Origin of the sequence: Streptomyces sp. NPDC127177 (assembly GCF_042672475.1) — a bacterium.
In the GTDB taxonomy this organism is placed as follows: domain Bacteria; phylum Actinomycetota; class Actinomycetes; order Streptomycetales; family Streptomycetaceae; genus Streptomyces.
The window spans coordinates 35,147-58,613 of record NZ_JBHXUW010000026.1 but is presented as its reverse complement, the minus strand read 5'-3'; the positions used below and the strand labels follow the sequence as shown (position 1 = coordinate 58,613).

Annotated in this window: 19 protein-coding genes; 10 read left to right on the top strand and 9 right to left on the bottom strand. The window is 71.9% G+C overall.

Annotation, left to right across the window (positions count from 1 at the left end; translation table 11 throughout):
* Window positions 1-111: 111 nt before the first annotated feature.
* Window positions 112-549 (top strand): pyridoxamine 5'-phosphate oxidase family protein, encoded by a 438-nt coding sequence (locus tag ACFVJX_RS17990; protein ID WP_384122721.1) that lies wholly within the window; start codon window positions 112-114, stop codon window positions 547-549.
* A 58-nt stretch (window positions 550-607) separates the two neighbouring features.
* Complete coding sequence (locus tag ACFVJX_RS17985) at window positions 608-1,597, top strand: phosphotransferase (RefSeq protein WP_384123043.1); 990 nt, start codon at window positions 608-610, stop codon at window positions 1,595-1,597.
* A 22-nt stretch (window positions 1,598-1,619) separates the two neighbouring features.
* Here the strand turns inward: ACFVJX_RS17985 and ACFVJX_RS17980 are convergent, their stop codons facing one another.
* Complete coding sequence (locus tag ACFVJX_RS17980; RefSeq protein ID WP_384122719.1) at window positions 1,620-3,257, bottom strand: protein kinase; 1,638 nt, start codon at window positions 3,255-3,257, stop codon at window positions 1,620-1,622.
* A gap of 296 nt (window positions 3,258-3,553) precedes the next feature.
* Between ACFVJX_RS17980 and ACFVJX_RS17975 the strand changes: the two genes are divergently transcribed.
* From ACFVJX_RS17975 to ACFVJX_RS17950, 6 genes are all read left to right on the top strand, one after another.
* On the top strand, window positions 3,554-5,197 hold the full coding sequence (locus ACFVJX_RS17975; protein WP_384122717.1) for a protein kinase: 1,644 nt from the start codon (window positions 3,554-3,556) through the stop codon (window positions 5,195-5,197).
* 130 nt (window positions 5,198-5,327) lie between these two features.
* On the top strand, window positions 5,328-6,086 hold the full coding sequence (locus ACFVJX_RS17970; RefSeq protein ID WP_384195278.1) for a hypothetical protein: 759 nt from the start codon (window positions 5,328-5,330) through the stop codon (window positions 6,084-6,086).
* Window positions 6,087-6,169: 83 nt separating this feature from the next.
* Complete coding sequence (locus ACFVJX_RS17965) at window positions 6,170-6,778, top strand: PadR family transcriptional regulator (protein WP_384122714.1); 609 nt, start codon at window positions 6,170-6,172, stop codon at window positions 6,776-6,778.
* A gap of 122 nt (window positions 6,779-6,900) precedes the next feature.
* Window positions 6,901-7,668 (top strand): ABC transporter ATP-binding protein, encoded by a 768-nt coding sequence (locus ACFVJX_RS17960; RefSeq protein WP_384122712.1) that lies wholly within the window; start codon window positions 6,901-6,903, stop codon window positions 7,666-7,668.
* Window positions 7,665-10,511 carry an FtsX-like permease family protein gene (locus ACFVJX_RS17955; RefSeq protein WP_384122710.1) on the top strand — a complete coding sequence of 949 codons (2,847 nt, stop codon included), beginning with the start codon at window positions 7,665-7,667 and terminating at the stop codon, window positions 10,509-10,511. The genes ACFVJX_RS17960 and ACFVJX_RS17955 overlap by 4 nt, the downstream gene beginning before the upstream one ends.
* 131 nt (window positions 10,512-10,642) lie before the next feature.
* Complete coding sequence (locus ACFVJX_RS17950; protein WP_384122708.1) at window positions 10,643-11,191, top strand: bacterial proteasome activator family protein; 549 nt, start codon at window positions 10,643-10,645, stop codon at window positions 11,189-11,191.
* Window positions 11,192-11,269: 78 nt separating this feature from the next.
* Here ACFVJX_RS17950 and ACFVJX_RS17945 read toward each other — a convergent pair whose 3' ends face one another.
* From ACFVJX_RS17945 to pdhA, 7 genes are all read right to left on the bottom strand, one after another.
* Window positions 11,270-12,259, bottom strand: a complete 990-nt coding sequence (locus tag ACFVJX_RS17945; protein WP_384122706.1) for an NAD(P)H-quinone oxidoreductase — start codon at window positions 12,257-12,259, stop codon at window positions 11,270-11,272.
* 88 nt (window positions 12,260-12,347) lie between these two features.
* A complete protein-coding gene (locus ACFVJX_RS17940) occupies window positions 12,348-13,421 on the bottom strand; it encodes a potassium channel family protein (protein ID WP_384123041.1) in 1,074 nt (357 codons plus the stop codon).
* A gap of 20 nt (window positions 13,422-13,441) precedes the next feature.
* Window positions 13,442-15,157, bottom strand: a complete 1,716-nt coding sequence (locus ACFVJX_RS17935; protein WP_384123039.1) for a molybdopterin molybdotransferase MoeA — start codon at window positions 15,155-15,157, stop codon at window positions 13,442-13,444.
* A 350-nt stretch (window positions 15,158-15,507) separates the two neighbouring features.
* The gene (locus tag ACFVJX_RS17930) at window positions 15,508-16,356 is read right to left on the bottom strand and encodes an NTP transferase domain-containing protein (protein ID WP_384122704.1); all 849 of its coding nucleotides are present in this window, start codon (window positions 16,354-16,356) and stop codon (window positions 15,508-15,510) included.
* A 71-nt stretch (window positions 16,357-16,427) separates the two neighbouring features.
* Window positions 16,428-17,885 (bottom strand): dihydrolipoamide acetyltransferase family protein, encoded by a 1,458-nt coding sequence (locus ACFVJX_RS17925; protein WP_384122702.1) that lies wholly within the window; start codon window positions 17,883-17,885, stop codon window positions 16,428-16,430.
* Window positions 17,885-18,916: an alpha-ketoacid dehydrogenase subunit beta gene (locus tag ACFVJX_RS17920; RefSeq protein ID WP_384122700.1), complete on the bottom strand. Its 1,032-nt coding sequence runs from the start codon at window positions 18,914-18,916 to the stop codon at window positions 17,885-17,887. The genes ACFVJX_RS17925 and ACFVJX_RS17920 overlap by 1 nt, the downstream gene beginning before the upstream one ends.
* Window positions 18,913-20,076, bottom strand: a complete 1,164-nt coding sequence (pdhA, locus tag ACFVJX_RS17915) for a pyruvate dehydrogenase (acetyl-transferring) E1 component subunit alpha (RefSeq protein WP_384122699.1) — start codon at window positions 20,074-20,076, stop codon at window positions 18,913-18,915. The genes ACFVJX_RS17920 and pdhA overlap by 4 nt, the downstream gene beginning before the upstream one ends.
* 264 nt (window positions 20,077-20,340) lie before the next feature.
* Here pdhA and ACFVJX_RS17910 point away from each other — a divergent pair, with 264 nt between their 5' ends.
* The gene (locus tag ACFVJX_RS17910; protein WP_384123037.1) at window positions 20,341-20,847 is read left to right on the top strand and encodes an Lrp/AsnC family transcriptional regulator; all 507 of its coding nucleotides are present in this window, start codon (window positions 20,341-20,343) and stop codon (window positions 20,845-20,847) included.
* Window positions 20,848-20,931: 84 nt separating this feature from the next.
* Here the strand turns inward: ACFVJX_RS17910 and ACFVJX_RS17905 are convergent, their stop codons facing one another.
* The gene (locus tag ACFVJX_RS17905) at window positions 20,932-21,525 is read right to left on the bottom strand and encodes a TetR/AcrR family transcriptional regulator (RefSeq protein ID WP_384122697.1); all 594 of its coding nucleotides are present in this window, start codon (window positions 21,523-21,525) and stop codon (window positions 20,932-20,934) included.
* 123 nt (window positions 21,526-21,648) lie between these two features.
* Here ACFVJX_RS17905 and paaN point away from each other — a divergent pair, with 123 nt between their 5' ends.
* Entirely contained in the window at window positions 21,649-23,349 is a 1,701-nt protein-coding gene (gene paaN, locus ACFVJX_RS17900) for a phenylacetic acid degradation protein PaaN (protein WP_384122696.1), read from the top strand.
* Window positions 23,350-23,467: the final 118 nt, after the last annotated feature.

Sequence of the window (23,467 nt, the reverse complement as noted above, 5' to 3'; positions counted from 1 at the left end):
GCCGAACGGTACCGAACGGCACGGTCCCGGGATTTTTCGGGACTTTGGTCCCGTACGGCCCGGGGCGGGGGCCTCTTCTTCCACCGTCCCCGGTGACGGACAGTGGAGGTCATGTCCACCGAGGAAGAACTCCACGCAATCGACCTGCTCGGCCGGGTCCCGTACGGCCGGCTGGCGACGAGCATGCGAGCCCTTCCGTTCCTGACCGTGGCCCGGCACGTCGTGATCGACGGCCGGGTCGTGCTGCGGATGCACAGCGGTCTCGGCTACCACGACGTCTGCAACGGCACGGTCGTGGCGTACGGGGCGGACAACTTCAACGAGGCCACCTCGGCGGGCAGCCGTGATCTGTGGTCCGTGCAGTTCACCGGCCCCGCGGAGACCGTGGAGCCGACCTGCGCCCAGCGCGAGCTCTTCGGCCCCCTCCCCGTCGAGGTGAACGGGGAGCCCTTCACCCCGGCCTACCTCCGGCTGGACCCGCATTTCGTCAGCGTGCACACTCTGGGCTTCCACGCAAACTCGTACGGCCCGCAACACAGCGTGATCTAACATCTGGCGGGTGCCGCGCTCATCTGTAACCCTCCCGCCTGTTCCCCCGGTCGGCGAGGTGCTTCGCCGCTACCCGGACACGGGTGAGCCGCTCGCCTGCAAGCCGCTGGCCCAGGGCCTGCTCAACCATGGTTACCGGGTCTCCACCACCCGCGGCTCCTACTTCCTCAAGCACCATCTGGACGACTCCACGGGCGACCGCGCCACCATCGTGCGCCAGCACCGGGCCACCCAGCGGCTCCAGTCACTCGGCGTGCCCGTCGCCCCGCCCGTCCAGGACAACGAGGGCGGCACCGTCACCGAGATCGGCGGCCGCTGCTACGCCCTGCACCCCTGGGTCGACGGGCTGCACCGGGGCGGTGCCGAGCTGACCGTCGCCCAGTCGGTGCGGCTCGGCGCGCTGCTCGGGGCCGTGCACACGGGCCTGGAACAGGTGATGGAGACGGGAGAGGGGGCCGCGGACGGACCGGGCCACGCCAGCCGGGACCCCGCCGACACCTTCGCGCTGATCGACGAGCTGCTGGCCGCGGCGCGCGGCCGGCGGCCCCGGGACTCCTTCGACGAACTGGCCGAGCACCGGCTCCTGGAACGCCGCGCCCTGCTGGACCGCCACGCGGACGACCGGCCCCCGCCGCCCGGGGTCCCCGCGACCGGCTGGGTGCACGGCGACTTCCATCCGCTGAACGTGCTCTACCGGGGCGCCGACCCGGTGGCGATCCTCGACTGGGACCGGCTGGACGTGCAGCCCAGGGCGGAGGAGGCGGTACGGGCGGCGGCGATCTTCTTCGTCCGGCCGGCCGGTGAGCTGGACCTGGCGAAGGTACGGGCCTACGCGCGCGCCTACCGGCGGGCCGCGGGGGCCGGGGCCGCCGAACTGGCCGCGGCGGTGCACCGGGTGTGGTGGGAGCGGCTCAACGACTTCTGGATACTGCGCTGGCGCTACTGCCTGAACGACCGGCGGGCCGACCCGCAGTTCCCCGCGGTGTCGGCCCTGGCGGTCTGGTGGACCCGTGAGTACGACGCGGTGTGCGAGGCCTTCACGGGGTGAGGAGGGGCGAGGACGCGGGTGGTTACGGGGTGGTGCCCGCCGCCGTGCCCGCTGTCGTTCCGGTGCTGGCACCCTCGGCGGCGCCGCCCGGCTGGCCGCCGCCCGCGCCGCCCGCCGGGGTCGTACCGCCCGCGTCGTTCCCGGTGCCGCCGTCGTCCGTCGCGCCGCCGTCGTCGTCACCGCCCGCGCCGCCGTCCGCCGCCGCTCCGCCCGCGTCGCTGCCCGTACCACCGTCCGCCGTGGTGCCGGTCGAGGTCGCGGACGGGGTGGTCGAGGGGGTCTCGTCCGTTTCGCTCGGTGTCACCGACGGGCTGTACGAGGGCTCCGGCGGGGTCTCCTGCTGATCGCCCGTCGTACTGCCCGGCTGCTCGGTGTCCTCGCTCTGCGTCTCGGTCGGCGAGGGCGAACTCTCCGTCGGCGAGGGGGAGCTGGACGTCGACGCCGGCGACTTCTCGTGGTTGTCGCCGCTGCCCTTGGCCGCGTTGAGCGCGATGGCGACGCCCGCACCGATCGCGATGAGGGCCAGCAGGACGAACAGCCACAGCTTGCCGCGACCGCCGCCGCCCTGCCGGGTGCTGCCGCCGTCGTAACCGCCGTCGTCCGGGTTCATCGGCGGCAGGATCGGGTCCTGCGAGGTGTCCCCGTGCTGGGGGTACCCCATCGCGCGGGTGGCGCCGGTCACGCCCCGGGGCGGGGTGACACCGCCCTCGTTCAGCACGACCGGGCCGGTGTTCCACGTACCGGTGTGACCGCCCTGCACCTGAAGCATCTGCAGGCTGTACTGGACGAGCCCGCGCATCTCCTCGGCGCTCTGGAACCGGTCGTCCGGGTCCTTCGCGAGCGAGCGCATGACAAGGCCGTCGAGCTCGGCGGGCACCACGTCCGAGACCTCGGACGGCGGGACCGGAATGTCCTGAACGTGCTGATATACAACGGAAAGTGGCGTCTCGCCCGTGAACGGGGGCCGCAGTGCGAGGAGTTCGTACAGCAGGCAGCCGGTGGCGTACAGGTCGGAGCGGTGGTCGACGGCCTTGCCCAGCGCCTGCTCGGGGGAGAGGTACTGCGGCGTCCCCATGACCATGCCGGTCTGGGTCATCGTCGACTGCGCACCGTGCAGCGCGCGGGCGATGCCGAAGTCCATCACCTTGACCGCGCCGGAGTGCGTGATGATCACGTTGGCCGGCTTGATGTCCCGGTGCACGATCCCGTGCTGGTGCGAGTAGGCGAGCGCCTCCAGCACCCCGGAGACGATGATCAGCGCCTGCTCCGGAGGCGGCGCCTCGGCGTTGAGCAGCAGGTCGCGAATGGTGCGGCCCTCGACCAGCTCCATCACGATGTAAGGGACGGTCTGACCGGCGACGGTGTCCTCGCCGGAGTCGTACACCGCCACGACCGCGTGGTGGTTGAGCCCCGCGACCGACTGGGCCTCACGCGTGAACCGGGCCTTGGACACCGGGTCCTCGGCGAGATCGGAGCGCAGCAGCTTCACCGCGACCGTCCGCCCGAGCCGTACGTCCTCGGCCGCGAAGACCTCGGCCATTCCGCCCCGGCCGAGCCTGTGGGTCAGCCGGTACCGTCCGTCGCCGACAACACCGCCGATGCCCCAGGAATCGGTGCCATCCGGAACTCCGCCGCCGTTTGCTTCGGGTTCGGGTGCCATCAGTCCTCGCCGTCGTATCTGTCCGCGCGTCCGCGGGTTCTCACGGTGCCTTGCTGCATTGCCACGTCACGCTACAGCCTTCGTCGGACACACCGATTTCGAGAGGGACCGGCCATCCAACCGGCTCGCGCGCCGCCCGCGCAAATTACATGCGGTTCCTGTAACGCTTCCGAGACGCTTCTTGTGCGTAGGGTCACGGAACGGGCACCCGGCTTGACGTGTCGTACCCCTCGGGCAGACTTGGCGCGTAATACGGATCTTCGCGTGAGTCGCGCGCCCGAGGGGGAAGTCAAGTCATGAGCCAGGACGGCGCACAAGGGGCCCAGGGTCGCTACGCGGGCGGTTCGGTCGCCGGCGGCCGCTACCAGCTGCGCGACCTGCTCGGCGAAGGCGGGATGGCGTCCGTATATCTGGCGTACGACTCCGCGCTCGACCGGCAGGTCGCCATCAAGACGCTCCACACGGAACTCGGACGCGAGCAGTCCTTCCGCGAGCGGTTCCGGCGCGAGGCGCAGGCCGTCGCCAAGCTCCAGCACACCAACATCGTCTCCGTCTTCGACACCGGCGAGGACGAGCTCGGCGGCGCGCTGATGCCGTACATCGTCATGGAGTACGTCGAGGGGCAGCCGCTCGGCTCCGTGCTCCAGGCCGACATCACCAACCACGGTGCGATGCCCGCCGACAAGGCGCTCAAGGTGACGGCCGATGTGCTGGCCGCCCTGGACACCAGCCACGAAATGGGCCTGGTCCACCGCGACATCAAGCCCGGCAACGTGATGGTGACCAAGCGCGGCGTCGTGAAGGTCATGGACTTCGGCATCGCCCGCGCCATGCAGTCGGGCGTCACGTCGATGACGCAGACCGGCATGGTCGTCGGCACCCCGCAGTACCTCTCCCCCGAACAGGCCCTGGGCCGCGGGGTGGACGCGCGCTCCGACCTGTACTCGGTCGGCATCATGCTGTTCCAGCTGCTCACCGGCCGCATCCCGTTCGACGCGGACTCGCCGCTGGCCATCGCGTACGCGCATGTACAGGAGGAGCCGGTCGCGCCCTCCACCATCAACCGCTCGCTCACCCCGGCGATGGACGCGCTCGTCGCCCGCGCGCTGAAGAAGAACCCGAACGAGCGGTTCCCGAGCGCCGCCGCCATGCAGGACGAGATCTCCCGCGTGCTGAGCGCGGCAGGCCAGGCCGGCGCCCCGGTGATCGTCGGTGGCGCGGGCGCACCCGCGAACAGCGGCTCGGGCGTCGGTTCGGCGGTCTTCCCGCCGGTCGACCAGTCCACCCCGGCGCCGCAGAGCGTCCAGACGCCGTACCAGCCCGGCCCGTACCAGTCGCAGCAGCAGCCCGGCCCGTACGGCCCGCCGACGCCGGCCCCGTCGTACGGCTATCCCCAGTCGGCACCGGCGTACCAGACCCCGGCGGCGATGTCGCCGATGCAGCAGCAGACCCCGCCGCCGTACACGATGTCGCCGCAGACGATGTCCACCTCTTCCGGTGGCGGCGGCTCCAAGCGAAACGTTCCGGTGATCGTGGGCTCGATCGTGGTGGCGCTGATCGCGATCGGCGGACTGGTCACGGTGCTCTCGATGCAGGGCGACGACGACAACGGCGGCAGCAACGCCACGTCGAGCGAGTCCCCGGCGGTGGACCACAAGGATCCGGAGCGGAACCGGACGATGAAGACCGAGGACTGCACGGACGCGACGGAGGACAACGACGACCCGAACAAGGTCGACGCCCCGAGCTTCCTCTACAAGGACATCCTCTCCGCGCGGGCCTGCGCGGACGCGGCCGGCTGGACGATCAAGAAGATAAAGGTGCCGGGGAACGCGTACGCGGAGGACCAGGTCGTCGACCAGTTCCCCACCCCCGGTACCGCGGTGCCGGAGACGGGTGCCCACTTCGAGCTCCGTATCGCGACGGGCGACCCGGCCTAGTCCGGCCGTCCGGTCAGCGGCCGGCGGGGCCCCTCCTCCGTGTGCTCCCGTTCCGTGTGCTCCCGCCGGTGGGCCATCCGTCCGCACCACCTGAGATGCCGGACATTTCGTCACATGTGACGCTGACGGCATGGCTTCAGGACATCTGCCCTCACGGCCCTCACGGTGCGCGGTCTGCCTGGCGATCACGGCAGCCGCGGCACTGGGGGTCGTGACGGGTGGCGAGGCGCACGCGGCCCGCCGCGTTGCAGCCGGAGGCCCGGTGCAGGTCAGCGCCTCCGTGGCGGCGCGCACGACGGCCGCCGCGCAGCCCTCCGCCACCGTGCCCGGCCCGCCCGCCGTGACGCCGTCCGCCACCCCGCCGTCGCCCGCCCCTCCCCCCGCGGACGGAACGGACGCTTCCGCCGGACCCTCGGCCGCGCCCGCACCCCCCGCACCCCCGCCACTCACACCCCCGGCCGCCCCATCGGCCGTTCCTCCGGGCGCCTCGGACGCCTCTGACGCCTCGGACGATCCGGATGCCGCCGGGTCACCGTCGCCGAGCGCCGGATCGCCCCGGCCGCAGGACAAGCAGTCGCCGCTCGCGGGGCTGTCCGCCGGAGAGGGACGGCAGCGTCCCGGGCGACAGCTGACACCCCAGGAGATCGCCCAGGAGGACGAGGCCGCCGACGCGGACGAGGAGGAGGACGAGGCCGCCGCCACGGACCCCGACGTCGCACCGGCCGCCACCCCTGACGCGAGCACCTCGCCCGAAAGCGGCCGGCCGACCTCGCAGGCCCTCGACGGACGCACCGTGGAGCAGGTCCGGCAGATGTCGCTCGGGGTGGGAATCGCCCTGGTGGGGCTGGGTCTCGGCTTCCTCGGACTGCGCATGCGCCGCACCGACTGACCGCCGCCCACCGGCCGCTCCGACCCTTACACAGCAGGTCACGGGAGTTGCGCCCAACGGCATACTGGGTATACATACTCAGTATGTCGATCCGCCACGGGCTGCTGGCCCTACTGGAACGGGGGCCGCGCTACGGCTCCCAGCTCCGCACCGAATTCGAGTCCCGAACGGGCTCCACCTGGCCGCTCAACGTCGGGCAGGTGTACACGACGCTGAGCAGGCTGGAGCGTGACGGCCTGGTCGCCCAGGACGGCGAGGACGACCAGGGCCACGCCCTCTACTCGATCAGCGACGAGGGACGCGACGAGCTGCGCAACTGGTTCGAGACCCCCGTCGACCGCAGCAGTCCGCCCCGCGACGAGCTGGCCATCAAGCTCGCCATGGCCGTCGGCGCCCCGGGCGTCGACATCCGGGCCGTCATCCAGTCCCAGCGCCACCACACGGTCAAGGCGATGCAGGACTACACGCGCCTCAAGGCGCAGGCCCTCACCGATGTGCCCGCCAACCGCGACGAGGTCGCCTGGCTGCTCGTGCTGGAGCAGCTGATCTTCCAGGCCGAGGCCGAGGCCCGCTGGCTGGACCACTGCGAGGCCCGGCTGGTCCGTCTCGCCGAGGCCGCCGCTACGGAACCGGAGACGAGCACACCCGCACGCGGCCCCGCCCGCACGGCGCGGCCCGGCGCCCGTCGCTGAACCGGCGCCCCGCGCCGCTCAGCCACAGCCCGGCCGGCCCGCCCCGCCGGGCCCACGCACCTGACGCCGCACACCCGGCACCGCGCACCGACCACAGAACGTTCCGAGGGGGAACAACCGCCATGTCCCTGCACGTCCCGTCCCCAGCCGCTCCACCCCTGCCGGTGGATGCGCCGGTGCTCGAACTCCGCGCACTCACCCGCACCCACGGCACCGGCATAGCCGAGGTGCACGCCCTGCGCGGTATCAACCTGTCGGTGCACGCCGGTGAACTCGTCGCCGTGATGGGCCCCTCCGGCTCAGGCAAGTCCACCCTGCTGACGATCGCCGGCGGTCTCGACACCGCGACTTCGGGCCAGGTCGTCATCGAGGGCCAGGACATCTCGACGCTCGGCCGCAAGGGCGTGGCCGCGCTGCGCCGCCGCAGCGTCGGATACGTCTTCCAGGACTACAACCTGATCCCCGCCCTGACCGCCGCCGAGAACGTCGCCCTGCCGCGCGAACTCGACGGTGTCTCGGTGCGCAAGGCGCGCAAGGAAGCGCGTGCCGCGCTGGAGGAGATGAACCTCCAGGAGATCGCCGACCGCTTCCCGGACGAGATGTCCGGCGGCCAGCAGCAGCGCGTCGCGATCGCCCGCGCGCTGGTGGGGGACCGGCGCCTGGTGCTCGCCGACGAGCCGACCGGAGCGCTCGACTCCGAGACCGGCGAGACCGTCCTCGCCCTGCTGCGCAACCGCTGCGACCAGGGCGCGGCCGGGGTGATGGTGACGCACGAACCGCGTTACGCGGCCTGGGCGGACCGGGTGGTCTTCCTGCGGGACGGCTCGATCGTCGACCAGACACTGTCCGCGGGCGCCGACTCGCTGCTGGCCGCCGGCGGCGCCGAGTGAGCGTCTTCACGGGCTGGCGCGCAGCCCTGCGGATAGCCCGGCGCGACGCCCTTCGGTCCAAGGGCCGCAGCGCCCTGGTGGTCGCGATGATCGCCGTGCCCGTGCTCGGCGTGACCGCACTCGACGTGACGTACCGCAGCGTGGAACCCACCGCTGCCGAGAAACTGACGGTCCAGATCGGCTCGGCCGACGCGCTGTTCCGGGACCCCGAGTCGGGTCCGATGGACCAGTCGGTCAGCGGGGACAACTACGCCCCCCTCAGCGACACCCCGCTGCCCGAGGACGCGCCCCCGCTCGATCTGCGGACCACGTTCCCGCAGGGTGCGCGGGGCATCAGCATCCAGTCCGTGCCCGCCAGCGTCACCACCGGGTACGGAATCACGGACACCGACATCTTCGAGTTCCGGACCTCGGACGAGATGGCGCGCGGCAAGCTCGACCTCGTCGACGGCTCGTTCCCGAAGGGCACCGGCGACATGGTCGCCACCGAGACGTTCCTGAAGTCGGCCGGTCTGCACATCGGTTCGCGGATCACCGTGCGCGGACCGGAGCAGAAGTACACCATCACCGGCACGGTCGAACACCCCGACGACCTGAAGGCCAAGGCGCTCTACGCCGACCCGGGCGCGGTCATCGCCCCGTGGAAGGCCACCGCCGCCCACGACAAGAAGGTGCTGCCGCCGAACGCCGGCGAGCTGACCTGGCTGGTGAACGCCGCCGGCGGAAAGGGCGTCAGCTGGACCGATGTGATGGCGGCCAACAAGAAGGGCGCCCTCGTCGTCTCCCGTCAGGTCGTCTCCGACCCGCCGCAGGACTCCGAGGTCCCGCTCATCCGGAAGCAGGGCAGCAGCCCCGAGTACACCGACTCCGGTGAACTGAGCGCGGCCCTCGTCACGATCGTCGCCATGGCGGTCCTGGAGATCGTGCTGCTCGCCGGACCGGCGTTCGCTGTCGGCGCGCGCCGCTCCCGCCGCCAGCTCGGACTCCTCGGCACCTGCGGCGGGGACCGGCGCCATGTCCGGGCCGTGGTCCTCTCCGGCGGTGTGGTGCTCGGTGGCGCCGGAGCCGTGGTGGGGGTGGTGGCCGGCCTGACGCTGACCATGGTGTTCCGCCCACTGATCGAGGAGCAGGCCGGACACCGGTTCGGTTCGCTCTCCGTCAATCCCAAGGATCTGCTGATCGTCGCCGTGATCGGCCTGGTCACCGGGCTGCTCGCAGCCTTCGTCCCGGCGATCGTGGCGAGCCGGCAGTCCGTACTGGAGTCGCTCACCGGCCACCGCGGAGTCCGCCGCAGCTCCCGGGTCCTGCCGATCGTGGGCGTCAGCGCCCTGGCGCTCGGCATCGGGATCGCCATCCTCGGCGGCACCACCGACAGCTCGGGCAAGGTCGCCGCCGGGTCGGTGATCGCGGAACTCGGGCTCCTGGGCTGTATCCCGGTCATCGTCGGCATGCTCGGCCGGCTCGGCCGCAGGCTCCCGCTCTCGCCCCGGATGGCGCTGCGCGACGCGGCCCGCAACCGCGGCAGGACCGCCCCGGCGGTCGCGGCGGTCATGGCCGCGGTCGCGGGATCGGTGGCCATCGCCACGTACATGTCCAGCACCGCGGCCGAGGGGGACTACGACTACACGCCGATGCTCAGCGACAAGTCGGTCGTGCTCTACGCCATGGACGCCAAGAGTGTGGAGCGGCTCCCGCTGGCACGGTCGGCGGTGGAACGGAACATGGCGACCAGCGGCCGGCCCGCCGGGATCTCCCGGGTGTGGGCGGGCAGCGACTGCAACACCTACTACGAGGACGAGAACAGCTGCGGATCGCTCGAACTGGTCAAGCCCACCGGCAAGGGCCACGACTGCCCCCTCAACTCCAAGGGAGCCAAGGAGCTCGCCGAGCGGCTGAGCGCCGAGGAACACCGCAGCATGATGCACTCCCCCGCCTGCCTGGACGAGCGCTACACGATAGACACGTTCAGTGGCGGCGCAAGCAACATCGTGGTGGGTGACGCGGCGCTGCTGAAGACGTACGTGAAGCTCGACGACCCGGCCGCGGCGAAGGCCCTGGACGCGGGCGTCCCCGTACTGCTCAACGAGGCGTACGCCAAGGACGGACAGGTCACGCTCAAGGCGGTCCACCGCTACAGCCCCGAGGACAAGAAGAACCTCGCCGAGCACCCGGGACCCGCGAAGACGACGAAGGACCGGACGAAGGTGTACGTCGCGGACGCGAAGTACGCCGCGACCCCCGGAATCCGCATGATCATGCCGGAGCGGACCGCGCAGCGGCTCGGCCTGCACACCGCGGTCTACGGCAGTCTCTACGCCGTCTCCCACCGTCCGACGGACGCCGAGGAACAGCGGACCGAGGCCGCGATCGCCCAGGCGGGCGGGGGCGTCTACACGCAGTCCGGCACGGGATCCGCCGAACGCGAGGACATCATGCTGCTGGTGCTGACGCTGTTCGCCGGGGTGGTGACGCTGGGAGCGGCCGCGATCACGACCGGGCTGGCCAAGGCCGACGCGGAGGCCGACCTGACCACGCTCAGCGCGGTGGGCGCGCCCCCGCGGGTGCGCAGGAGCCTGTCCGGGTTCCAGTGTGTTGTCGTGGCACTCACCGGTGTGCTGCTGGGCACGGGGGCCGGGCTGGTACCGGCGGTGGCGCTGCGCCTGATCGATCTGCGCAAGGCCCTGCGGCAGATGCGGCTGGACCCGATGGAATCGGCGTACACCCCGATCGTGATGCCCTGGACGACGATCGCGCTGCTGGCCGTGGTCGTCCCGTTGCTGGCCGGGGTGCTGGCAGCGGTGTTCACCCGCTCCCGGCTGACGCTCTCGCGGCGCGCCGGATGACCGGGCGGAAGGCCCCGGCAACGGGCTGACCGGCTGTTTCGGCACGGATTCGGTGCCCTCGGAAACGGTGGATCACTCGTTTCCGGGGGCACCAACGTGTTGAACGGCAGGTGTGCGAGACAATGGACGGCATGGAGATGCCGAGGAATGAACGGTCGCAGGAGCACCCCCAGGTCCTCGTAGTGGGGCAGGACGGCATGGCGATCGGCGGCGGTGGCACTGACGACGAGTCGCGCGAGGTCCCGGTGACGGAGATGGTCGAACAGCCCGCGAAGGTCATGCGCATCGGCAGCATGATCAAGCAGCTCCTGGAGGAGGTCAGGGCGGCTCCTCTCGACGAGGCGAGCCGGGTGCGGCTCAAGGAGATCCACGCCAGCTCGGTCAAGGAGCTGGAGGACGGCCTCGCACCGGAGCTGGTGGAGGAGCTGGAACGGCTCTCGCTGCCGTTCACCGAGGAGTCCGTCCCCTCCGAGGCGGAACTCCGGATCGCGCAGGCACAGTTGGTGGGCTGGCTGGAAGGCCTCTTCCACGGCATCCAGACCGCGCTGTTCGCCCAGCAGATGGCGGCCCGTGCGCAGCTGGAGCAGATGCGCCGCGCCCTTCCGCCCGGCAGCGGTCATGAGGAGGAGGAAGGCGGCGCGGACCCGAACGGGGCCATCCGCTCCGGCCCGTACCTGTAACCCCACCCGGATCCCACCGACGACGCGAACGCGAAGGGCCCGGCACACGATCTCCGTGTGCCGGGCCCCTCGCGTGGCTCAGGCCGCTGCGGGCGACCGCAGGAGCACCTTGCCGATGTGCGTGCTGGACTCCATCACCCGGTGCGCCTCGGCCGCCTCCTGCATCGGCAGCGTACGGTCCACCACCGGTCGCACGATGCCGTCGGCGATGAGCGGCCAGACGTGTTCGCGTACGGCCGCGACGATCGCCGCCTTCTCGGCGAGCGGGCGCCCGCGCAGCGAGGTCGCGGTGACGGCGGCCCGCTTGTTCAGCAGGGCGCCGAGGTTGAGTTCGCCCTTGGCGCCGCCCTGGAGACCGATGATCGCGAGCCGGCCGTTGACCGCGAGCGCCTGCACGTTCCGCTCCAGGTACTTCGCGCCGACGATGTCGAGGATGACGTCGGCACCCGCCCCGTCCGTCGCCTTGCCGATCTCCTCGACGAAGTCCTGCTCCCGGTAGTCGATCAGGATGTCGGCACCGAGCTCCGCACACCGCTCCAGCTTCCCCGGCCCGCCCGCGGTCACCGCCACCTGGGCACCGACCGCCTTCGCGAGCTGGATGGCCATGGTGCCGATGCCACTGGATCCGCCGTGCACCAGCAGTGTCTCGGTGGGGCGCAGATGGGCCACCATGAACACGTTGGACCAGACCGTGGCCGTCACTTCGGGCAGCGCCGCCGCGAGGACGAGGTCCAGCCCGGCGGGTACGTGAAGCAGCTGCCCGGCGGGAACGGCGACCTTCTCCGCGTAACCGCCGCCCGACAGGAGCGCGCACACCTCGTCGCCGACCGACCAGCCCGTGACACCGGGGCCGAGAGCGGAGATCCGGCCCGCGCACTCCAGGCCCGGGTACGGGGAGGCGCCCGGTGGCGGGTTGTAGAAACCCTGCCGCTGGAGCACATCCGCACGGTTGACCGCGCTGGAGACGACATCGACGAGGACCTCGCCCTCGCCGGGTACGGGATCGGGCACCTCGGCCCACACGAGCGCCTCGGGGCCACCGGGTTCGGAGATCGTGATCGCATGCATGGCCGCGAGGCTACTCCGTACCCGGTCGCGCGGCGGTGCGGCGTGCGGCTCGGCGGGGGCCGGGCGGGGAGTCCGGGGGCCGCTCGGGTCAGGGGCGCACGGCTGTCGGCGGGGTGTGGCTCGTGGGCGGTTCGTTCGTGGCCCGCACGATGGTGATCAGGCGGTCCGTCAGCTGAAGAGGGCTGGCCACCGGATCGTCGTAACCGAGCAGCCGGTGACCGCGAAGAACGCTGACCACGAGGTCGTCGGTCTCCCGGACGTTCTTGCCCACCTCGGCCTTTATCACCGGTCGTTCGACCAGATCGAGCCCGCTGCCCTGCTGGATCAGATCCTCCATCACCGTGCCGGCGCTGGGGCTGAGCACGGAGAGCCCGAGCAGCCGGCCGGCCGCACTGGCACTGGTGATCACGGCGTCGGCACCGGACTGTCGCAGCAGCGGGGCGTTCTCCTCCTCGCGCACCGCGGCGACGATCTTGGCACCGCGGTTGAGCTGGCGCGCGGTCAGCGCGACCAGGACCGCCGTGTCGTCGCGCTGGGTGGCGATGATGACCTGCCGTGCCCTCTGCAGCTCGGCGCGCAGCAGCACATCGCTGCGCGTCGCGTCACCGAGCACCCCGGTGAACCCTTCGGCGTTGGCGATCTCTATCACCTTGGACGCCGGGTCGACGATGACGATCTGGTCCTTCTTCAGGCCGGTGGCACACAGGGTCTGAATGGCCGAACGGCCCTTCGTCCCGAAGCCGACGACAACGGTGTGGTCACGCAAGTTGGTTCTCCAACGCTTCAGCCGGAAGTCCTCCCGGGTCCGCTCCGTGAGGACCTCCAGGGTGGTGCCGACCAGGATGATGAGGAAGAGCACGCGCAGCGGTGTCACGAGCACCACATTGGTGAGCCGGGCACCGTCGCCGTACGGGGTGATGTCGCCGTACCCGGTGGTCGAGAGGGTGACCGTCGCGTAGTAGACGGCGTCCAGGAGGTCGACCCTGCCGTCGGCCGCGTCGTGGTAGCCGCCGCGGTCGACCCAGACGATCAGCACGGTGACGGCAAGCACCACCAGAGCCATCATCAGCCGCTTGGCGACCTGTCGTGCCGGTCCGGCGACGACCCGGCGCGGAAGCATCACCCGGGTGGGTACGACCTGCTCATCGGCGCGCCTGGCCATCGCGTCCTGGCCGGGAAGTTTCACGTGAAACACCCTTCAGCCCACGGCGTCGCCGGGGCCCACGGTAGATCGAGGATCTCCACCTCGGTGCCGGACCGTACCCCGCCCGGCTCCACGACGGCCAACCCGTCCGCGGCGGCGATCCCACGCAGCATGGCGGGGCCGTTGTAGTGCAGCGTTACGACGTGATCGGTGTCACCATCGGTTGCGAAGCCACCACGGCCATTGAACTCGCGAGGACCGGCGGCGGCGCGGTGGACCACGGGGACCAGCCGGGTGTCGTGCGGGTGGCCGTGCACATCGTCACGGACCGCGACCCGGTAGAGCTCCTGCGAAGTCCGTCCCGCCAGTCCGCTGAGCAGTGGCTCGGCGAGCGTGAGCAGCCCGGACACGGCGGCCAGGGGATTACCGGGCAGCCCCACGAGATACGGCCCCCGAGCGCCGAGCCGGGCCAGCAGCATGGGGTGACCGGGGCGAACCGCGACACCGTCGACGAGCAGCTCGGCCCCGATCCCTGCGAGGACGGGGTGGACATGGTCGACCGGTCCCGCGGCGGTGCCGCCGGTGGTGATGACCAGATCCGCATCGGAGGCACTGAGCGCCTGCCGGAGCGTCTCGGCATCGTCACCGATACGGCGGGGCGCGGCGACCTCGGCACCGAGTGCCCGCAACCAGGGGCCGATCATCGGGCCGAGCGCGTCCCGGATCAGCCCGTCGCGCGGCAGCCCGGCCGAGAGCAGTTCGTCGCCCAGGACCAGGACCTCGACGCGCGGGCGTGGCCGGGCGAGCAGCTCGTCGTATCCGGCGGCAGCAGCCAGTCCCAGAACAGCGGGCGTCACCAGCGTTCCGGCGGGGAGGAGTTGTTCGCCCGAGCGGCACTCCTGTCCGCGCGGCCTGATGTCCTGCCCGGGGCTCACCTGCCGCTGCGGGTGCAGCACCCCCTTGGCCTCATCGGCGTGGGCGTGCTCGCTGCGGATGACGGCGGTGGCGTCGGCCGGGATACGGGCACCGGTGGCGATGCGTACGGCGTCGCCGTCGGGCAGCGGTGCGGGGGCGGCGCGGCCGGCGAGCACGCCCTCGTTCTCCCGGATCTGCCACGGGCCCGGTCCCGCGACGGCCCAGCCGTCCATGGCGGAGGTGTCGAAGGACGGAAGATCGGTGAGCGCGGCGAGCGGCTCGGCGAGCACGAGTCCCAGCGCGCGGTCGAGCGGGAGACGCACGGTCCGCGGAGAGACGCTGCGCCCGGCACGGGCCGCGACGGCACGGGCCTCACCCCACGGAATCGCCCGAGGCCGCCGCCGGCCGGGCGGCGGCGGTGCGGGGTGGCCGGGCGGCGGCGGCGCGGGGTGGCCGGGGCCGGTGAGGCCGCCGGGGTCGGGGTCGAGGTCGAGGTCGGAGACGCGGGGAGCCCCGGGGGTGGGGGTGGCTCCGGGGGTGGGGGTGGCTCCGGGGGTGGGGGTGGCTCCGGGGGCTGCGTCACGTTCGGCGGGGGAGGGGCGGCCGGACGGGCCGGGCCTGCCGGACGGGTCGGGCCTGCCCGACGGGGGGTCCGCGGAGGCGGTCGGGTCCGGGTCCGGGTCCGGTGGCGACTGCCTCGGTGTCGGGCCCGAGCCCGGTGACGACGACTGCGGTGCCGGGTGGGGTGGGGACGGCCACGATGTCGGGTCGGGTGACGGGCCGGGGGCCCCGGGGCCTCGCCCAGGGCCCGGATCGCGGTACGGCTGTCGGCCGACCAGCGCGAGGGCCTGCGCCACGGCCCGCTCCTCATCGGCCTCGGCCTCAGCGGCACGGGCCGCTTCCGTGGCGCGGTTCACCTCGGCGGTCCGGACCGCCTCCGCGGACCGGTTCGCGTCCGCGGCCCGGTTCACGTCCGCGGCACGGGCCGCCGGAGCAGCGCGGTTCGTGTCCGCGGCAGCGGTCCTTCGCTCAGCCGGGCTCTCGGCATCGGCCGGGTTCTGCCCAGCGGACCGGTCAGCCGACCGACCCACCTGACCGACCTGACCGACCTGACCCGCCTGACCCGTCCGACCGGCGCGATGCCCCCGGCCGGGGGCCGGGGGCCGCCCAGCACTGCCGCCGCGGCCTGTCATGGCGTCCCGGTCTCGTCCGCCCACCGGAGCGCGAGCGCGGCGGCCTTGCGGGCCGCCTCGGCCACTGCCTCGGGTCCGCCCCCGCCACTGCCCGCCTGCGCCGCCGCGTAGCCGACCAGGAAGGTCGTCAGCGGGGCGGCGGGCCTGGCGACACCGTGGGCGGCGTCACGGGCGAGGTCGAGCAGGACGGCGGTGTCGACGTCGAGTTCGATGCCCAGTTCGTTCTTGACTGAGGTGATCCATTCGTCCAGCACGGTCCCATGTTCTCTGATCCGGGCCCGCGCCGAAGCGATGTCCTCCCAGGTGTCGCAGTCGAACGAGGCGAGCGGGTCCGCCGCCACCCGGAAGAGCCGCAGCTCGTGCGTCAGCAACCGCAGGGGGAGCCCGGCGAGACCGCCGTGCTCCGCAGCGAGCAGTGCCAGTTCGCGGCGCAGCGGCTCCGCCCGGTAGACGGCCACCAGTGGCTGGTCCCGCCCGTCCTGATCGGTGCAGACGGCACCCTCCAGGTCACTGCGGTCGACAGCCGCCAGCAGCGATCCGATCGTGTCCGCGCCCAGGAAGGGCAGATCGGCGGAGAGCACGAGGAGGTGCTCCGCCGACGTCTGCCGCACCCCTGCGCCGAGCGCGGCCAACGGGCCGCCGCCCTGGGGCTCTTCGCGCGCCCAGGTCACCGCGCGGACGGTGGGCCGCCTGCTCCCGACGACCACAGTGGTCCCCGCGCCGGAGCAGGCGGCGAGCACCCGGTCGAGCAGCGCACGGCCACCGACCCGCACCCCGGGCTTGTCGGCACCGCCGAGTCGCTTCGCGGCACCGCCTGCGAGAACGATGGCGTCATACGCGGTCATGCCCCGAGTATGCGTGCCGCCAGGACCGGCGGGTCAGCCGGTCCCGCTCCCGCCGCACCGGCGGGTGGCGCCTACAGCGTCCGCAGGAGCACCGCAGGCTGTTCCACGCAGTCGGCCACGTAACGCAGGAAGCCTCCCGCTGTGCCGCCGTCGCAGACCCGGTGGTCGAAGGTCAGCGACAGCTGGACGACCCGGCGCACGGCCAGCTCGCCCTCGTGCACCCACGGCTTGGGGACGATCCGTCCGACGCCGAGCATCGCCGCCTCGGGGTGGTTGATGATCGGTGTGGACCCGTCCACCCCGAACACCCCGTAGTTGTTCAGGGTGAACGTGCCGCCGGTCAGCTCCGCCGGCTTCAGCGTCCCCGTCCTGGCGGCCTCGGTGAGACGGGTGATCTCCGCGCCGATCGACTCCGCGTTGCGTGTGTGCGCGTCCCGGACGACCGGTACGACGAGCCCCCGGTCGGTCTGGGCCGCGAAGCCCAGGTGGACGCCGGGCAGCCGCACGATCTCCCGTGCTTCCTGGTCCACCGTGGAGTTGAGTTCGGGATACCGGGCCAGCGCGGCGGTGCAGATACGGGCGAGCAGCGCGAGGACCGAGACCTTGGGCCCGGCGCTGTTCATCGCGGCTCTGGCCGCCATCAGCTCGGTGGCGTCCGCGTCCACCCAGCAGGTGGCGTCGGGGATCTCGCGCCGGCTGCGTGACAGCTTGTCGGCGACCGCACCCCGCACACCACGCAGCGGAACCCGTTCACCGGCGGCACCCGCCTGCGCGTCGGCGGCACGCACCGGCGTCTGGGCCGACGGCGTCCGACCGCTCAGCTCGGCCTCCTGCGGGACCGTGGTTCCGGACCGGATGGCGGCATCCACGTCGGCCCGCAGGATCAGCCCGTCGGGGCCCGAGCCCGCGAGCTGCCGCAGATCGAGGTCGTGCTGCCGCGCGAGCTTGCGCACCAGCGGAGAGATGACGGCGACCGGCCCCCGTACCCCGTCGGCACCGGCACCGGCACCTGCACCGAACGCGGACGCGGATGCGACAGTCGGCGCGGACGCAGCACGGACAGCTGCGGGCGCGGGTGCAGCACGAGTAGCGGCTGGCGCGGATGCAGCACCGGTAGCGGGAGCAGCGGCGGGCGCCCCGAACCCCTCCGGGCGGACCCGCCTGCGACGGACCGGCGGTGCGCCCGTCCCGTACCCCACCAGCACATTGCCGGACCCCGAGGACTCCGCCTCGTCGGTACCCGGACCCGACCCGGACTCCACCGTTTCCCCGGACGGCTCCACGGAACCGACCGCGACGGTCAGCAGCGGTGCCCCGACGGGGAGTTCCGCACCCTCCTCGCCGAACCGAGCGGTCACCACGCCCCCGTACGGGCACGGCACCTCGACCATCGCCTTGGCCGTTTCCACCTCGACGACCGGCTGATCGATGGCGACGACATCGCCGACCGCCACCAGCCAGCGCACGATCTCGGCCTCGGTCAGCCCCTCACCGAGATCCGGAAGCCTGAATTCGAGTACCTGGGCCATCAGTGCTCCGCCTCCCACTGCAGCCGTGCGACCGCGTCGAGCACCCGGTCCACACCCGGCAGGTGGTGCCGCTCCTGCATCGGCGGCGGGTACGGGGTGTCGAAGCCGGCGACGCGCAGGACCGGCGCCTCCAGATGGTGGAAGCAGCGCTCGGTGATCCGGGCCGCGATCTCGCCGCCCGGCCCGCCGAAGCCGGTGGACTCGTGGACGACGACGGCGCGGCCGGTGCGCCGCACGGAGGCCGCCACCGTCTCGTCGTCGAACGGCACGAGCGAGCGAAGATCGACGACCTCGAGGTCCCAGCCCTCATCGACCGCGGCCTGGGCCGCCTCCATGCAGACGGGCAGGGACGGCCCGTACGTGATCAGCGTCGCGCTGCGTCCCGCACGGCGCACGACGGCCCGCCCGATCGGCTCCACGGCGGCGGGCGCCTGCGGCGACCAGTCCGCCTTCGACCAGTAGAGCCGCTTGGGCTCCAGGAAGACCACGGGGTCGTCGGAGGCGATCGAGGCCCTCAGCAGCCCGTACGCGTCATCGACGGTGGCGGGCGTGACGACATGGAGACCCGGGGTCGCCATGTAGTACGCCTCCGAGGAGTCGCTGTGGTGCTCGACGCCGCCGATTCCGCCGCCGTACGGCACCCGGACCGTGATCGGCAGCGGCATGGCGCCCCCGGTCCGGTTCCGCATCTTGGCGACGTGGCTGATGAGCTGCTCGAAGGCCGGATAGGCGAAGGCGTCGAACTGCATCTCCACGACGGGCCGCAGCCCGTACATCGCCATGCCGACGGCCGCGCCCAGGATGCCCGCCTCGGCCAGCGGCGTGTCCGTACACCGTTCGTCGCCGAACTCCTTGGCCAGACCGTCCGTGATCCGGAAGACGCCACCGAGCGTGCCGACGTCCTCCCCGAGGACGTGCACCGAGGGGTCCTCCGCCATCGAGTCGCGCAGCGCGCGCCCGAGGGCCTGCGCCATGGTGGCGGGTTTGGCCTTCGCCGTCCGCTCCGTGGCCGTGGCAGCTGCCGTGGTCATCGCCCTGCTCCCCCGTCGTCCGTGCCGTGCTGCTCGTCCTGCGCGTCCAGCTCGACGCGCAGGCGGGCCGCCTGCTCGCGCAGCTGGGTGGTCTGCTCCGCGTACACGTGGGCGAAGAGGTCCATCGGGTCGAGCACCGGGTCGGCGTTCATCCGCTCGCGCAGCCCGGCCGCCATCCGCTCGGCGGCCGCCCGCGCCTCCTCGATGCCGTCGTCACCGAGCAGACCACGTCCCGTCAGCTCCCGCTCCATGAGCTGGACCGGATCGTGCGCCCGCCAGGCCTCGACCTCGCTGTCGCCCCGGTAGCGGGTCGCGTCGTCGGCGTTCGTATGCGCGTCCATGCGGTAGGTGATGGCCTCCACCAGGGTCGGGCCTGCGCCGCTCCTGGCCCGCTCGACCGCTTCGGAGAGCACCTGGTGCATGGCCGCCGCGTCGTTACCGTCGACCAGCCTGCCCGGCATCCCGTAGCCCACGGCCTTGTGCGCCAGGGAGGGCGCGGCGGTCTGCTTGGCCAGCGGCACGGAGATGGCGAAGCCGTTGTTCTGTACGAGGAAGACGACCGGGGCCCGCCAGACCGCCGCGAAATTCAGTGCCTCGTGGAAATCGCCCTCACTGGTGCCGCCGTCGCCGACCATGGCGAGCGCGACGACGTCGTCCCCCTTGAGCCGCGCGGCGTGCGCCAGGCCCACCGCGTGCGGCAGCTGGGTGGCGAGCGGGGTGCAGAGCGGGGCGATGCGGTGCTCGCGCGGGTCGTAGCCGGTGTGCCGGTCGCCACGCAGCAGCGTCAGCGCCTCGACCGGATCCAGCCCCCGCGCCACGGCCGCGAGCGTGTCGCGGTAGCTGGGGAAGAGCCAGTCCCGCTCCTCGAGCACCAGGGCGGCCGCGATCTCGCAGGCCTCCTGTCCCGTGCTCGACGGGTACACGGCGAGCCTGCCCTGCTTGGTGAGGGCGGTCGCCTGGGTGTTGTACCGCCGGCCGCGCACCAGCTCGGCGTAGAGCCGCAGCAACAGCTCGGGGTCTGCGTCGGCCGCGCCGTCCGTACCGAGCACGCGGTACGGCTCGGGGTCCGGGAGCAGCGGCGCGGGGTCGGTGAGCGGCTTCCAGGCCGGGGGCGGCGTGGGCCGGTGGGCGGCCGCGCCGGGCAGCTCTTGGACCGTCATGACAAGCACCTCCTGGCATCGAGGGGTATCGAGCGACAGCTGTCGGCATCGAGTAGTGCCCCGATGTCGAGGGGTGACGAAATATGTCCAAATATCAAGGACTGCGCGAGGTGCGAGTGTGGTGCGCCTCACCTACCGATTGTTCGGTCGCGAGCGCATTTTGGCTACAGGCACCGTCAGCCTGTGGACAAACGGTTCTCCACAGCCTGGGATGGAGACAGCTCGTCCAGGACAGGGAGGCGCGGGAACATGGCAGCTGAACAAATGGCCGACGGCGTGGAGGACCCCGACCGGATTCCTCCGGCACGCCCGCTCGACGCCGTCGACCGCGCCATCGTCCGGTTGCTCCAGACGGACGGCCGCGCCTCGATACGATCGGTCGCCGATCGCGTCCATGTGTCGCGCGCCAACGCCTACGCCCGCATCAACCGGCTCATCGACGACGGGGTGATCCGCGGTTTCAGCGCGCGGGTGAACCACGAACGGGCGGGGCAGGGGGCGTCCGCCTACATCACGCTCAAGATCGTCCAGAACTCCTGGCGCACCGTCCGGGAGCAGCTCCAGGCGCTGCCGGGAGCCACACACATCGCACTGGTCAGCGGTGATTTCGACGTGCTGCTGCTGGTGCACACGCAGGACAACCGGTCACTGCGCGAGCTGGTCCTGACCAGGATCCAGTCCATACCCGAGGTGCTCTCCACCCGCACTCTGCTGGTGTTCGAGGAGACGGACCTGGCCCCGGGCCCCGACCGCCCCACGGAACTCACCTGACCCACCCCGGGCCCCGGCCCAACGGCTCACCGGCACAGCGACTGACCCGCTCACCGGGCTCACCGGGCTCACCGGCTCACCGGCTCACCGGCTGGACTTCATACCGTCGAAGGCGAGCCGCACGACGGTGTCCGCGAGCTGGTCGTGCTCCGCACCACCGTCCGGCAACGGCCGGTACCACTCCACCAGGGAGTTGACCATCCCGAAGAGCAGCCGCGTCGCAAGGCGTATGTCCACGTCGGAGCGGAGATCGCCGTCCGCGACCGCGGCCTTGAGCAGATCCCCCACCCGCTGGTCGAACTCACGCCGCCGCTCCAGCGCCCAGCGCTCGGTCTTCGTGTTTCCCCGCACCCGCAGCAGCAGCGTGACATAGGGCAGTTCGGCTATCAGGACCTCGACGGTACGACGGGTGACGTACTCGACCCGCGCGACCGCGCGGCCCCGCGTCGCACCCGCTTCACCGAGAATCCCGAAGAGCCCGTCCAGCGCACGGCTGACCGCTCGTTTCAGCAGCTCTTCCTTGCCGGCCACATGGTGGTAGATGGACGACTTGGAAATCCCCGCCGCCTTCGACAGGTGCTCCATGGACGTGCCGTCGTAACCGCGCTCGTTGAAGACACGGACAGCGACGGTGAGCAGAGTCTCCGGGGTGTACGTGTCCCGCTTGGCCGTGGTCATGCCCGCGATCCTCCCCTACGAGTTGTCCACAGGTTTCGTGGGCCCCCTTGTCCCGACCGATCGTTCGGTTACTCTAACTCTGTCCGCCCGTCCCTGCCCAGCTCGATGAGGAGTTGGTCCGTCATGGCCGCCGAGCTCTCCCCGCACCTGCTGACCGAGAAGCACCGCCCCACGCTCGACCGGGCCCTCGACGCGATCCGCTCGCGTGCCTACTGGTCCCCGCACCCCGAGCACCCCAAGGCGTACGGCGAGGGCGGCTCCCCCGGCAGCCTGGGCGCCGCCGAGGGCAAGGCCGCGTTCGACGCCGTGCTGAACACCCGTATCGACCTCGGCCAGCCGGGCACCGACGGATGGACGGGCGGGGAGACGTCCCCGTACGGGCCGGAGCTCGGCGTCGAGTATCCGCACGCCGACATGGACGTCCTGATCCCGGCCATGCGCGCGGGGATGCCGGCCTGGCGCGACGCGGGCCCCGAGACGCGGGCTCTGGTCTGTCTGGAGATCCTTTCCCGGATCAGCTCCCGTACCCACGAGTTCGGCCACGCGGTCATGCACACCAGCGGCCAGGCCTTCATGATGGCGTTCCAGGCCGGTGGCCCGCACGCGCAGGACCGCGGTCTGGAGGCGGTGGCGTACGCGTACGAGGAGCAGATCCGCGTCCCTCGCACGGCGGACTGGTCCAAGCCGCAGGGCAAGCGTGACCCGATCGAGCTGCACAAGACGTTCACCGCGGCGGGCCGCGGAATCTCCCTGTTGATCGGCTGCAACACCTTCCCCACGTGGAACGGCTATCCGGGCCTCTTCGCCTCCCTCGCCACCGGCAACCCCGTCCTGGTCAAACCGCATCCCCGCGCGGTGCTCCCGCTGGCCCTCACCGTCCAGCTGGCACGCGAGGTGCTGACGGAGGCGGGCTTCGACCCGAACCTCGTCGCGCTGGCCGTCGAGCGCCCGGGCGAGGCCATCGCCAAGTCCCTGGCGGTACGCCCCGAGATCAAGATCATCGACTACACGGGCTCCACGGCGTTCGGCGACTGGCTGGAGGCCAACGCCCGCCAGGCGCAGGTCTACACGGAGAAGGCCGGGGTCAACACGATCGTCGTCGACTCCACCGACGACTACCGCGGCATGCTGGCCAACCTGGCGTTCTCGCTCTCCCTCTACAGCGGCCAGATGTGCACCACCCCGCAGAACCTGCTGATCCCCCGGGCCGGGATCACGACGGACGTGGGCGACAAGACGTACGAGGACGTGGTCGACGACATCGCAGCGGCGGTCACCGGACTCCTCGGTGACGACGCACGGGCCAACGGGCTGCTCGGCGCCCTCGTCAATCCGGAGGTGCGGGCCCGTCTGGAGGCGGCCGCGCAGCTCGGCGAAGTCGCCCTGCCCTCAAGGGAAGTGGCCAACCCCGAGTTCCCGGCGGCGGTCGTGCGTACGCCGCTGATCGTCAAGCTTGACGGCGCCAAGCCGGATGACGACTCCCCCTACCTGTCGGAGTGCTTCGGCCCGGTCGCGTTCGCGGTCGCGGTCGATTCGACGGCGGACGCGGTGGATCTCTTGCGCCGCACGATCCGTGAAAAGGGTGCGATGACGGTGGGCGCGTACACCACGTCACCGGAGGTGGAGAGCACGGTGGTGGACGTCTGCCTGGACGAGTCGGCCCAGCTCTCGCTGAACCTGACGGGCGGGGTGTACGTGAACCAGACGGCGGCGTTCTCCGACTTCCACGGTTCGGGCGGAAACCCGGCGGCCAACGCGGCCCTGTGCGACGGAGCTTTCGTCTCCAACCGTTTCCGCACCCTGGAAGTCCGCCGCCAACGCTGACTCCGGCTTGGCACGCCCCCGCCCGCCCGGCGTTTGGAGACCGGGGGGCCGGGGCCCGAGCCCCCCGGTTACGGGAAGGGGCCGGTAGGGGGGACAGCGCCGCAGGCACCCGCCCGCG